This is a genomic window from Micromonospora sp. NPDC048905, from assembly GCF_040649655.1.
Lineage (GTDB): Bacteria > Actinomycetota > Actinomycetes > Mycobacteriales > Micromonosporaceae > Micromonospora.
Genome location: NZ_JBEZFV010000003.1, coordinates 678027 through 690096, shown reverse-complemented (window position 1 = coordinate 690096; position 12070 = coordinate 678027). Strand labels below are relative to the sequence as shown.

General features: G+C 70.8%; 15 protein-coding genes and 1 pseudogene. 9 read left to right on the top strand and 7 right to left on the bottom strand.

The window, feature by feature from the left end; translation table 11 throughout:
- From AB0C01_RS11505 to AB0C01_RS11495, 3 genes and pseudogenes are all read right to left on the bottom strand, one after another.
- Positions 1–484, bottom strand: a pseudogene (locus tag AB0C01_RS11505) (IS5 family transposase); the annotation flags it as partial.
- A gap of 41 nt (positions 485–525) precedes the next feature.
- Positions 526–873 (bottom strand): hypothetical protein, encoded by a 348-nt coding sequence (locus tag AB0C01_RS11500; RefSeq protein WP_357246932.1) that lies wholly within the window; start codon positions 871–873, stop codon positions 526–528.
- Positions 874–909: 36 nt separating this feature from the next.
- Positions 910–1680 (bottom strand): class I SAM-dependent methyltransferase, encoded by a 771-nt coding sequence (locus AB0C01_RS11495; RefSeq protein WP_357570950.1) that lies wholly within the window; start codon positions 1678–1680, stop codon positions 910–912.
- A gap of 82 nt (positions 1681–1762) precedes the next feature.
- Between AB0C01_RS11495 and AB0C01_RS11490 the strand changes: the two genes are divergently transcribed.
- The 3 genes from AB0C01_RS11490 (at position 1763) to AB0C01_RS11480 (ending at position 3375) form a co-directional block, all read left to right on the top strand.
- Positions 1763–2419 carry a phosphotransferase gene (locus AB0C01_RS11490; protein WP_357246938.1) on the top strand — a complete coding sequence of 219 codons (657 nt, stop codon included), beginning with the start codon at positions 1763–1765 and terminating at the stop codon, positions 2417–2419.
- A 165-nt stretch (positions 2420–2584) separates the two neighbouring features.
- Positions 2585–2926, top strand: coding sequence for a hypothetical protein (locus tag AB0C01_RS11485; protein WP_357246941.1), 342 nt, complete (start codon positions 2585–2587; stop codon positions 2924–2926).
- A gap of 197 nt (positions 2927–3123) precedes the next feature.
- Positions 3124–3375 (top strand): hypothetical protein, encoded by a 252-nt coding sequence (locus AB0C01_RS11480; RefSeq protein WP_357570949.1) that lies wholly within the window; start codon positions 3124–3126, stop codon positions 3373–3375.
- A gap of 148 nt (positions 3376–3523) precedes the next feature.
- On the opposite strand, the gene AB0C01_RS11475 is transcribed toward AB0C01_RS11480, so the two are convergent.
- The gene (locus AB0C01_RS11475; protein WP_357246946.1) at positions 3524–3898 is read right to left on the bottom strand and encodes a hypothetical protein; all 375 of its coding nucleotides are present in this window, start codon (positions 3896–3898) and stop codon (positions 3524–3526) included.
- A 91-nt stretch (positions 3899–3989) separates the two neighbouring features.
- Here AB0C01_RS11475 and AB0C01_RS11470 point away from each other — a divergent pair, with 91 nt between their 5' ends.
- Positions 3990–4574 (top strand): nucleoside monophosphate kinase, encoded by a 585-nt coding sequence (locus AB0C01_RS11470; protein WP_357570948.1) that lies wholly within the window; start codon positions 3990–3992, stop codon positions 4572–4574.
- 41 nt (positions 4575–4615) lie between these two features.
- Here AB0C01_RS11470 and ychF read toward each other — a convergent pair whose 3' ends face one another.
- The 3 genes from ychF to AB0C01_RS11455 form a co-directional block, all read right to left on the bottom strand.
- On the bottom strand, positions 4616–5701 hold the full coding sequence (gene ychF, locus AB0C01_RS11465; protein WP_357246949.1) for a redox-regulated ATPase YchF: 1086 nt from the start codon (positions 5699–5701) through the stop codon (positions 4616–4618).
- A gap of 74 nt (positions 5702–5775) precedes the next feature.
- Complete coding sequence (locus AB0C01_RS11460; RefSeq protein ID WP_357246952.1) at positions 5776–6510, bottom strand: peptidase E; 735 nt, start codon at positions 6508–6510, stop codon at positions 5776–5778.
- A gap of 92 nt (positions 6511–6602) precedes the next feature.
- Positions 6603–7094 carry a hypothetical protein gene (locus tag AB0C01_RS11455; RefSeq protein ID WP_357570947.1) on the bottom strand — a complete coding sequence of 164 codons (492 nt, stop codon included), beginning with the start codon at positions 7092–7094 and terminating at the stop codon, positions 6603–6605.
- 140 nt (positions 7095–7234) lie between these two features.
- Here AB0C01_RS11455 and AB0C01_RS11450 point away from each other — a divergent pair, with 140 nt between their 5' ends.
- From AB0C01_RS11450 to AB0C01_RS11430, 5 genes are all read left to right on the top strand, one after another.
- On the top strand, positions 7235–7744 hold the full coding sequence (locus AB0C01_RS11450) for a SigE family RNA polymerase sigma factor (protein ID WP_357246957.1): 510 nt from the start codon (positions 7235–7237) through the stop codon (positions 7742–7744).
- Positions 7741–8292 carry a hypothetical protein gene (locus AB0C01_RS11445; RefSeq protein ID WP_357246959.1) on the top strand — a complete coding sequence of 184 codons (552 nt, stop codon included), beginning with the start codon at positions 7741–7743 and terminating at the stop codon, positions 8290–8292. Before AB0C01_RS11450 ends, AB0C01_RS11445 begins: the two co-directional genes overlap by 4 nt.
- Before the next feature lie 231 nt (positions 8293–8523).
- Positions 8524–9975, top strand: a complete 1452-nt coding sequence (locus tag AB0C01_RS11440; protein ID WP_357570946.1) for an FAD-binding oxidoreductase — start codon at positions 8524–8526, stop codon at positions 9973–9975.
- 78 nt (positions 9976–10053) lie between these two features.
- Positions 10054–11553 (top strand): AlkA N-terminal domain-containing protein, encoded by a 1500-nt coding sequence (locus tag AB0C01_RS11435; RefSeq protein ID WP_357570945.1) that lies wholly within the window; start codon positions 10054–10056, stop codon positions 11551–11553.
- A complete protein-coding gene (locus AB0C01_RS11430; RefSeq protein ID WP_357246968.1) occupies positions 11550–12059 on the top strand; it encodes a methylated-DNA--[protein]-cysteine S-methyltransferase in 510 nt (169 codons plus the stop codon). The genes AB0C01_RS11435 and AB0C01_RS11430 overlap by 4 nt, the downstream gene beginning before the upstream one ends.
- The last annotated feature ends 11 nt before the right edge of the window (positions 12060–12070 follow it).

The window sequence follows — 12070 nt, the reverse complement described above, 5'->3', positions numbered from 1 at the left end:
CTGCAGTCGTTGACGTTGCCGCCGGTAAGCACGAACGCCAGGGTCCGACCCAGGCCGTCGCAGGCGAGGTGAATCTTGGTGGTCAGTCCACCTCGGCTTCGGCCGAGGGCGTGATCTTGTGGTTCGTCCGATTCGCAGGCCCCCCTTTAGCGCCCGCAGCGTGCTGGTGGGCACGCACGATCGTGGAGTCCACCGACACCAGCCAGTCAATGTCCCCGGCAGCGTCCGCGTCGGCCTGGACCCCGGCCAGCATCCGCTCGAACGTGCCATCAAGGGCCCACCTGCGGAAACGGGTATAGATCGACTGCCACGACCCGTAGCGGACGGGCACATCACGCCACGCCGCCCCGGCCCGGATCTTCCACACGATCCCGTTGAGGACCCGCCGGTCATCGACCCGAGGCCGACCACCGGTCACCACCGACGGCAGATACCGCGATAGCGCATCCCACTCGACGTCAGACAACTCGTAGCGACGACCCACGCCCTACATCATCCGACACCATGATCCTTTGAAGACACTGCCTAGCGGAGGTCGGCACCGCTCATCACCCGACAGCCGAACATGTCGCCGAGGACAGCGCGCTGATGGTCGGTCAAGGGGTTCACGAAGACCGCGACATCGACCCCACCCTCCCGGCAGGCATCGGCGACCTCGCGGGCTTTGCCAGAGCTGAGCAGAGTGCGCCTCGAGAACGGCGCCGCCATCCTGTCCGCCCCGCCGAAGGAGACGCCCCGCCGCTGAACGTGCCGACTCACCACGTGACCCCCGTGGGTTTCCACCAGGGTGGCCAGCAGATCGAGCTGGTCAGCAAACTCCCTGTCCTTCGCGGAGAACAGGCCCACCAGCGCCACGTCGGCGCCTGCCAGCACAGCGTGCACACTTCCGGCCCGGCCTCGGCTCATCGGTCACCTGCGCAGGACGCGCAGCACGCCGGTCAACATCGGCAGAGTGAACTCGCCCTGCGCGGTCTCGGACCTGGTCGCAAGGAAGGCACGAATTTGGCCGAGCGTGGCGTCCCGCTCCTCCTCCGGCGCGACAAGCATCCCCGCCCGGGTCGCCAGTGTCGCGACGAGGGAGTCGGCGGTCCGGCGCTGCCCGTGCGGAAACTCGACCTGCTCCGATGCGCCGAACCGGGTGCCCAGCCCGGTGCCCGCAACGAGCATGGCCGCCGTCGCCGCGCGCCAACTGCTCAGCGTGTCGCGGGGACCGATGACCGCACTCCCGCTGACCCGTTCGAGTGCGGAAACCCAGTCGATCCGGTCGTCCATGACGTTCCACAGCCCCGCGAGGACGCCGCCGGGCGCGAGGACCCTGGCAATTTCGGCCCCGGCGACGACCGGGTCGAACCAGTGCAGGGCGTTGCCAGCCAGGACGGCGTCGACGGAGGCGTCCGGCAACGGAATCGACTCCGCGCTACCCGGCAGTGCCCGGACGGCCGGCAGCGCGCGGCGCAGTTCGGTGAGCATCGCCGGGTCGGGTTCGACCGCGGTGACGTCCGCACCCAGCTCGACCAGCGTGGCGGTCAACTTGCCGGTACCGGCACCGAGGTCGAGCACCCGTGGGCCGGGCGCGGGCTCAAGCGCCCAGCGCACCCCTGCCCGCGCGTAGTCCGGACGATGTTCGGCGTACACGGTCGCTGCCGCGCCGAAGGATGATCGGAGCAGATGGTCGTCCATGCGGTGACTCTATGCGGCTGCGAGCACGCCGATCGTCCTCGGAGGCATCGGGGAGGATGACTGCTTCGGTTACCGTCGGGGCGTGGTGGATCCGGTTCCGCTGGCGTCGGGGCGAGACGCCGACGTCTTCGCCATCGACGATCGGCGCGTCCTCCGGCGTTACCGCAACGGTGGAGACGTGGCCGCCGAAGCGGCTGTCATGGCGTACGTGGGAGGTCTGGGTTTTCCGGTGCCCACCGTGTACGAGGCGCGCGGCACCGATCTCGTCCTGGAACGTCTGGACGGGGGCACCATGTTGTCGGCGCTCATCGCCGGTGAACTCGATGCCCTGGCAGCGGCCGACTGTCTGGCGGATCTGCATCGCCGGCTCCACGCGTTGCCGCCCCGGCTCGGCGAACGCGACGAGGACCGGATCCTGCACCTCGACCTACACCCGGACAACGTCATGCTGACGTCACGGGGACCGGTCCTCATCGACTGGCGCAACGCCACCGAGGGACCACCAGACCTTGATGTCGCGCTCTCCGCGGTCATCCTCGCCCAGGTGGCTGCCGATGGTGAGCATCCCCTGGCACCGCCGGCCGCAACGCTGTTGGCTGCCTTCCTGGACCGCGTCGGCAGCAGCCTGCTGGCCGTGCTGGACGACGCCGTGGCGGTACGGCGGAACGATCCGGCACTCACCGCACGTGAGCGGGAGCAGCTCGACGCCGCTGCCGTCCTGATCACGGGCCACTGGTAAGGCCCCAACGGAGGCGCGTGGCGCTGGTGCTCGCGGTTACGGCGGGGGTCTCTGTGGCGGCACGTCCGGTGCCCTCTGTGTGCCCCGCAAAACCCTTGTCCAGGCACCGAAGGACGCAGCTAGGCTGCGGTCGAGGTAGGGCAGAGGGGCTTGGGGGGATCGGCAATGATGATTGTGGCCTTCGACGACAATCGCGACTGGTACATCCAGGGATGGGTCTTCGACGAAATTGTCGATTCCGTTCCCGTCGGGATGCTTCAGGACGATGACGTGGACGAGCACCTGCGACCTGGCCGCGCGATGGGGCTGCTCGATCTGCGGTCCAGGGAACCGGATCGAGCGCGGCGCATCATCGCTGGTCTGAGTGCGGGCGTGGTCGGCCGAATGCGCACGCTCGACCAGAGCAACGACAAGCTTGTCGAGTTCTACGAGGGCCTGCTGAAGACCGCTGCTGCCGCCGCCCGCGAGCTTCCCACCGCGGGCAACGGGGCAATCTCGCCTTCCTGAATACCGCGCTATCGAGGTCGGCGGAACACCACGACTTCAATGAAGCCGAGTCGATCAGGTCGTCGAGGGCCCAACTGACCGCCGAGACTCGCTGGCACGCGTGTCTGTCATTGACGCCTCAGCCAGTCCGGAACTGCGGGTGCGGAGACCCGCAACGGTCCGCGGCGGTCACGGACGTACGTCGCATAGTCCGCGAAATGGCGACGCCGGCCGAGAAAGTGCGGGTAGTGATCGAAGTGCCACCGGCAGGCCTCGACGAACTCTGTGTGGTCATCGAGGCCCAGCCGAGCACAGAGACGTGCGAACTTGTCCAGGCCGTCCAGCATCTCGGCGCACTGGGCAGGCGTCGCGCCATCGGCGCCCCACAGCACACCGGCTGGCAGCTCGTGAACCGCGTATTCAAGCCACTGTCGATCACGAAGGTAACGCGTCCGGTCATCGTCGGCTGAGGCGTTCACCGGACTTCCCTTACCTGCACCATGTGGCCAGCCTAGGCAGCAGACGTCGGACCGGAGTCAGACGTCGAGGCGAACTCAGAGTCGCTGTCTCGCTACCAGCGGCGGCACCATCCGACACCTCACCTGGCGTCTCGGGCTGTCAAGGTTGGTCGTCCAGGCGCTCCTCGACCCGGCCGCACATGACCTCGATTTCGCCAGACCGGATCATCTCGTCAACTGCCGCGACCATGGCAGCAACACCGGGTTCGGGAACGATCACCTGATCCGAGCACCAGAAGTAACGGCCACCATCGGTTTCTCCGGTGCTCGCGTGTCTCTGCAGGATTTCCTCCACTGCGTCAAGAGTGAAGAAGGTGGCGTACCGGTGAGTGCCGTCCGCGAGATAGATGTGCGCATCAACGTTGTCGACCGTCTCGGCATCATCGCCGCCGCCCAGCATGAACTGCACGACAGCGGCTTCGGTCTCTACGACGTGTCCGTACATGTCGTCCGTCAAGCCGTGCATCTCGCGCACTCCGTCACCTACCATGACGCGCACTGTAGCTCCCAGCTCGACCCCGGAGCCCACACTGCCGTTCGCCGGCTACATGCACCTGGGAGCATGCATGCGGAACGTTGCCCTTCTCGCCGGGCCGTTGGTCGACCTGTCCTCCGCTGCCGCGGTTCTGGAAGCGACCGGCCTGCAGGTCATCAGCCCAGGCAACGTCTGCCGTGAGCACGTGCAACTGCGGACGCCGCTGGGCGAGCAGATGAACCGGTACATGCAGACCGGGCACCTTATCCCGGATGTGCTGACCACGAAGGCCATCGCTGACGCCCTGGCCGCCGTGGACGGCGGCTGGCTGCTGTGCAACTACCCGCGCAGGATCGATCAGGCGGAGTTGTTGGCGCAGAGCGGCCATGCACCCGACACGGTGATCGAGCTCGTCCTGACGAAGGACGAACTCGACCTCATGGCCCGCCGCCGGATAGAACGTCGGATAGAACTGGACCCACAGCAGGCCGGGCGAGGCGACGAACTGCTGCTGATGTACTCGCACTACCAGGAGAACTACCAGGAGCAGATCGAGCCGCTGCGCGCTTACTACCGAACTCGCGGCATGTTGTGGACCGCCAGTGGCTCTGGCGGCTACGAGGACATGGCGGCCACGCTGCTTCCGACCGCTGCCGACGTTCGAGGCCTCCCGTAGACGGCTAGGGCACGAGACCCAGGGCGACGACTCGACCGGAGTCAGACGTTGAAGCGGAACTCCACCACGTCGCCGTCCTGCATGACGTACTCCTTGCCCTCGATGCGGACCTTGCCCGCCGCCTTGGCCGACGCCATCGAACCGTGCTCGACCAGGTCGTGGTAGGAGACCACCTCGGCCTTGATGAAGCCGCGCTGGAAGTCGCTGTGGATGACACCCGCGGCCTCCGGCGCGGTGGCGCCGACCGGGACGGTCCAGGCGCGTGCTTCCTTGGGACCGGCCGTGAGGTACGTCTGGAGGCCGAGCGTGCGGAAGCCGACCCGGACGAGCTGGTTGAGGCCGGGCTCGTTCTGCCCGATCGACTCCAGCAGCTCGCGGGCCTCCTCCTCGGGGAGGTCCACCAGCTCGGATTCGATCTTCGCGTCCATGAAGACGGCCTCGGCGGGGGCGACCAGGGCGCGCAGCTCGTCGAGGAACGCCTCGTTGGCCAGCTCGGCCTCGTCGACGTTGAAGACGTACAGGAAGGGCTTGGTGGTGAGCAGGTGCAGCTCGCGCAGGTGCTCCAGCTCGATCTTGGCGGCGGCGGCCCCGGAGTAGAGGGTGGTGCCGCCGTCGAGCACCTCGATGGCGGCCTTCGCGGCGGCGACCGCGGCCAAGCGGTCCTTGCGGAGCTTGGCTTCCTTCTCCAACCGGGGCAGCGCCTTGTCCAGGGTTTGCAGGTCGGCGAGGATCAGCTCGGTGTTGATCGTCTCGATGTCGTCGGCCGGGGAGATCTTGCCATCGACGTGCACCACGTTCGGGTCGGAGAAGGCCCGGACCACCTGGCAGATCGCCGAGGCGTCGCGGATGTTCGCCAGGAAGGCGTTGCCCCGGCCCTGCCCCTTCGAGGCGCCGCGGACCAGGCCGGCGATGTCGACGAACGACACCGGAGCCGGTAGCACCTTCTGCGAAGAGAAGATCTCGGCCAGTTTGCCCAGCCGCTCGTCCGGAAGCCCGACCACGCCGACGTTGGGCTCGATGGTGGCGAACGGGTAGTTCGCCGCCAGCACGTCGTTCTTGGTCAACGCGTTGAAAAGCGTGCTCTTGCCGACGTTGGGCAGGCCGACGATGCCGATGGAGAGACTCACGACCACCCAGCCTACGCGGCGAACGGTTCACGTCGCGACGGGACCCGGCGAGCAGGCGTGACAGGCGCCGGCGCTCAGCCGAGCAGGCGCGGGGCGATGACCGCCTCCCGGACGCTGCCGTCCGCGCCCCGGCTGACCTCGTACGCCGAGACGCCCTCGCGGTCCGCGATCGCCTCGACCAGTTGGGTGCCCCGGTAGACCAGGCCGACCCCGTCGTCGGTGCAGTGGCTGGTCGGCAGCGTCTCGTTGCCGACCAGCTCGTGCATGAGCGGGCGTCGCTGCCCCTCGCTGTCGTAGTGCACCCCGTTGCCGTACGGCAGCCAGGCCAGGCCGTCGGTGAAGCCGCGCAGCCGGGGGCCGAAGCTGTCGGTGGCACCGCCGACATGCCAGCAGATCGAGCCCGCGGACACCCCGGCCAGCACCACGCCGGCCTGCCAGCACTCGTGCAGGATCTCGTCGAGCCCGTGCACCCGCCACACGGCGACCAGGTTGGCCACGCTGCCACCGTCGACCCAGATCACGTCCTGGGCGAGCAGGTGGGCGCGGATGTCCTCGACGTTCGGCATGGGGAACAGGGTGAGGTGCGACAGCCGGAACCGGGTGTCGGCGAACGCGCCGTAGATGGCGCTCAGCACGGTGGGCTGGTCCCCGATGGCCTGACCGAGATAGCAGACCCGTGGCTGCGGGCCGGCCTCGGCCAGTTCGGCCGCCAACTCGAAGACCGGGCTGGGGCGCAGGTTGTAGGGGCCGCGGTCACCCCGGAAGAAGCCCATGCTGGTGGCGAGGATGGTAGGTGCGCTGGCGGGCATGGGCGTCCTTCCGTCGGGGATGCGGCGTCCATCCTGCCGCAGCCGGCCGACCGGGGACCGCCAACCCCGGTGCGGCCAGTCGGCCGAGGCGGTCAGTTGCCGCGGCGCTGCCGAGGAACCGTGACCTCGGGCAGTTCGTCGAACGGCCGGCCGTCCGGGGGTAGTTGGGCCGCGGCGGCGCGGGGCAGGGTGAACCGGTCGGCGGCGGCCGGGCCGGCCGAGATCGACTCGCGCAGCATCCAGCGCACCTCGTCGGCCGTCCAGCCCAGCCCTGGCCGAGCGGCTATCTCGCGAACCAGCCGCCGGCCGACCCGGGTGTCGTCGTCGTAGAAGCGCATGCACCAGTGGTGCGTCCACATGCCGAGCGCCCGCAGGCCCGCGTCGTCCAGCGAGCCGACCAGCCGGCCGCAGGCGGTGTCGGCGAAGGCCTGCTCGGGGTCGGTCGCCCGGTCCCGGTCGATGGCGCCGCGGGCGGCGGGCGCGACGGCCCGCATCCGGCGGTAGAAGGACTGCGCCACCGCGCGGGGCAGCGGCGGAAATGTGCCAGGTGTCGACGCCGCCGCCCAACCCGCCACGCTCGTCATCCGTCGCACCCCTTCTTGAGTTGGTGGCCGGACGGTACCCGTCACGACCGACACTTCCGGGCCGGAAAAACCCATCGGATCGCGGATAGCGACGATGACCTGCGGCGTCTGTATCTGTGACAACGAAACGGGGGTGGTGGGTGGACGAGGACGAGCGGGCTCGACTGGCCGAGTTCGTCGGCAGCCGGACGCCGGCGCTGATGCGGGTCGCGTACCTGCTGACCGGGGACCGCAACGCCGCCGAGGACCTGTTCCAGTCGGCACTGGCACGGACCATCCCGAAGTGGGGGTCCATCCGGCACGCCGATCCCGAGGGGTACCTCCGCGTGGTGATGTACCGCGAACAGATCAGCTGGTGGCGACGACTGCGCCGATGGCGGGAGACGCCGCTCAACCCGGCGGACGAACCGGTCGGCGTCGATCCGAGCGGCGGCTCCGACGTGCGGCTGGCCATGCGCGCCGCGCTGCGCCACCTGCCACCGGCACAGCGGACGGTGGTGGTCCTGCGCTACTACGAGGATCTGCCCGAAGCCCGGGTGGCCGAGCTGCTCGGCTGCTCCGTGGGCACGGTACGCAGCCGTACCCACCGGGCTGTCACGCGCCTGCGCGAACTACTGCCGGAGGTCGAAATGCTGGAGGTGCGGCGATGACCGATCCCTTCGAGCACCTCATCCGCTCCACCCTCACCGACCTCGCCGAGGAGGCACCGATCGTGCATGACCAGTTGACCGGAGCGGAACGGCGGGTGCGCAACAGGCGCCGCGCCACGGTGACGATGGGGGCGGTCGGCACCCTCGCGGCGATCCTGATCGCCACTCCGCTCGCTCTCGCCTCGACCGGCTCGGACGAGGCGCCGCCGGCCGCCCCCAGCCCGGCGGGTCCAGCGGCCGTGCCCGGCCCACCCGCACCCGACCTGTCCACGCCGACCGCGGTGCCGCCGGGCGTACCAAGCCCCGGCGGCGCGAAACAGGACCCGTGGCAGCGGCCGGACGCGCCCGGCAAGCCCGGTGAGCCAGGTGTGCCCGCTGCGCCCGGTGAGCCAGCTGCGCCCGGTGCCCCCGGTGCCGAGACTGCTGTTCCCGGTGCGCCGGGGGTGCCTGCTGCGCCTGGAGTGCCCAGTGATCCGTTCAAACGGGACGTGCCCGGCGTGCCTGGTGAGCCGGCACCGTTTACCGCACCCGGCGCGCCCAGCCGATGAGCACACCGACCGGGTCGCGCTGAGCAGGACCGGTCAGGTCGGCGGCGTCCTCGCCCCGGCCTGACCGGAGATACCGGTCACCTCCGGGCGGCCCTCCCCGCGCCAGCGAGCGCCGCGCGTCCCCGGGAACGGCGGGCGGTGGCCCACCGGGTTTGCCGAGGCCGGTGAGCCCGCCCATCCTTGGGCCATGACCGATCCCGGACATCCGACGTGCGAGCCGCAGGGGCGCCGATGAGCACCACCATGCCCCGGGTGCCCACCTCGCTGACCGGGCAGATCGTCACACCCGGCGACCGCCGGTACGCGCAGCTGCGCTCCACGTACACCACGACTGCCTCGCCGGCCGCGGTCCTGCTGCCGAAGACCACCACGCAGGTGATCGACGCGCTGCGCTACGCGCGGGAGCAGCGGCTGCCGATCGCCGTCCGCAGCGGCGGACACGGCTTCTCCGGGGCCTCCTCGAACAACGGTGGCGTGGTCATCGACCTGTCCCTGCTCAACCGGGTGCAGGTGCTCGACGAGCGGGCCGGGCTGGTCCGGGTCGAGGCCGGCGCACGCTGGGCGAACGTCGCGAAGGCGTTGGCGCCGTACGGCCTGGTCGTCAGCTCGGGTGACTACGGTGGCGTCGGCGTCGGCGGCCTGGCCACCGGCGGCGGCGTGGGCTGGCTGGTCCGCGCCCACGGTCTCACCCTCGACCGCGTCCGCGCGGTCGAGGTGGTGCTCGCCGACGGGACGCTGGTCCGCGCGGACGCCGCGCACGAGCCGGACCTGTTCTGGCTGGTCCGGGGCGCGGGAGCTGGTGCGGGGATCGTGGTGGCCTTCGAGATCGAGGCGGTCGAGCAGCGCAACGTCGGTGTGACGCAACTGGTCGTCGAGGCGCATCCGGACGGGCGCACCATCCGGGAGTGGACGGCCTACCTCACGCAGGCCCCACGGGAGTTGTCCGCGGCGGCCGTGGTGTACGCCGAGGGCCGCTCGGCCCTCATGTCCATCACCGCCGTGGTGGCCGCCGAGAGCCTGCGCCGCGCCCGACCCGCGGTGGAGCCGCTGCTCGCCATCGGCAAGGTGCTCGAACACCGCACCGACCTGCTGCCCTACCCGACCCTGGTGCCGACCGCGCACCTCAACCCCAACGTCGGGCAGCAGCGCGGCACGACCACGAACGGTCTGTTCACCGGGCTGGACGACGCCGGCGCGCGGGCCGTGCAACGGGCGGTGACCGGGCCGGGGCGAGCCGTGGTGCAGCTCCGCTCGCTGGGGGGCGCGGTCAACGACGTGGCATCCGACGCGACCGCGTACGCCCATCGCCACCAGGACACGCTCGTCGTCGCCTCGGTGTTCCCACCGCAGGGTGGGGCGGCGTTGGACGCCGCCTGGCGGGCCGTCGGAGCGCGGGCCGACGGCGCGTACGCCAACTTCGAGAGCCGACCGGACCCGGCCGCGTTCGCCCGGATCTACCCGGGCGAGACCGGGATCCGGGTACGACGGCTGTGGAAGCGGTACGACCCGGACGGCGTGTTCCGGTCGGCCCTGCTCACCGGTCAACCGAGCCGGGCCGCCCAGCCGAGCCGATCGGGCCAGCCGCACCGCGCCGCCCAGCCCACCCGTTCCGGCCAGCCGAATCGGGCTGGCCAGCCCACCGGGTCCGGTCAACCGCATCGGCGTCGCCGCCGCCCCCGTTGACGGGGTCCCTGCTCACCGACACGGCCAGGTCCGATTCCCGCCAGCCGGCGGCGGGTCGAGCGGGGCATCATCGGTGACATGGAGCTGGACTTCGAGCGGTGTTACCGGGCCGTGGACAGTCGGGACCAGCGGTTCGACGGCTGGTTCTACACCGGTGTGACGTCCACCGGCATCTACTGCCGGCCGTCCTGCCCGGCGATCACGCCCAAGCGGCAGAACGTCCGGTTCTTTCCGTCCGCCGCCGCGGCCCAGGGTGTCGGGCTGCGCGCCTGCCGCCGCTGCCGGCCGGACGCCGCGCCGGGTTCACCCCTGTGGGATGTCCGCGCGGATGTGGTCGGCCGGGCGATGCGGCTGATCGCCGACGGCGTGGTCGACCGGGACGGCGTACCCGGGTTGGCCTCCCGCCTGGGCTACACCGAACGGCACCTGCACCGGATGCTGAGCGCCGAGATGGGCGCCGGACCGCTCGCGCTGGCCCGCGCCCAGCGGGCACAGACCGCCCGGATCCTGATCGAGACCACCGACCTCGGGATGGCCGAGATCGCGTTCGCCGCCGGCTTCGGCAGCGTCCGGCAGTTCAACGACACGCTCCGCGAGGTGTACGCGACCGCCCCGTCCGATCTGCGAACGGCGCGCGGCGGTCAGCGGGCGCCGGCCGGCGCGGGCACTCTCGCGCTGCGGCTGGCGTACCGTCCGCCGCTGCACGCCCAGGCGCTACTGGACTTCTTCGCGGTGCGGGCACTGCCCGGGGTGGACGAGGTCCGCGACGGGACGTACCACCGGGGTCTGCGGTTGCCCCACGGCACCGGCGAGGTGGCGCTGACTCCGGCGGCCGGGCACGTGGCGGCGACGCTGCGGTTGACCGACCTGCGCGACCTGGCGCCCGCGGTGGCCCGCTGCCGCCGGCTGCTCGACCTGGACGCGGACCCGACCGCCATCGACGCCACGCTGGCCGCCGACCCGGCGCTAGCCCCGGCGGTCGCGGCAGAGCCGGGCATCCGCGTCCCCCGCGCGGTGGACGGCTTCGAGATGGCCGTCCGCGCCATAGTCGGCCAACAGGTCTCGGTGGCCTCTGCCCAAAAAACCCTGACCCGCCTCCTCACCACCCCCACCCCCAAGCACGTCGATCATGAGGTTGACCTGGCGATTGGAGATCGAATCCCACGCCAACCTCATGATCACCGAGGCGGGGGCGGGGGGCTGCGGGGCTTTTTGGGCGCGGAGGAGTTGTTGGCCGTGCCGGACTCGGGGTTTGGGATGCCGGTGGGGCGGCGGGAGACCTTGCGGGGGCTGGCTCGGGCGGTCGTGGACGGGTCCGTCGACCTGGCGGCCGGGGTGGATCGGGAGGCGGCAACTCGGGGGCTGCTCGCATTGCCCGGCATCGGTCCGTGGACCGCCAACTACCTGGCCATGCGCGCCTTCGGCGACCCGGACATCCTGCTCAGCACCGACCTCGCCGTCCGGCGCGGCGCCGCCGCCCTCGGCCTGCCCGACAACCCGACAATCCTCGACGGGTACGCCGACCGTTGGCGTCCCTGGCGGTCCTACGCAACGATGAGACTCTGGAGAGCGGCATGAGCATCGACAGCACCGTACTGAGCACGCCGGCCGGTCCGTTGAGCATCCTCGCCGGCCCGGACGGCGACGTACGGGCGGCCGGCTTCACCCCGGACCCGGCGGCACTGCTGCCCCTGATCCACCCGACCCTGCGGGCGCCGGTACGCCAACGGGCCGACCTCGGCCCGATCACCGCGGCGGTCCACTCCTACCTGGACGGTGACCTCGACGCCATCGACGCGGTGCCGGTCCGCCAGCGCACCGGCGGGGAGTTCATGGCCCACGCCTGGCAGGTGCTGCGCGAGGTGCCGCCCGGCACCCCGGTCACCTACACCGGGTACGCCGCGCTGGCCGGTCGACCACCGGCGGTACGGGCCGCCGCGGCTGCCTGCGCCCGGAACGCGGCGGCACTGTTCGTGCCCTGCCACCGGGTCCTGCGCACCGACGGCACCCTCGGTGGGTACCGCTGGGGGCTGGACGTGAAGACGTGGCTTCTCGGTCATGAGCGGCGCCTGACAGCAAGCTGACACCGGCGTCG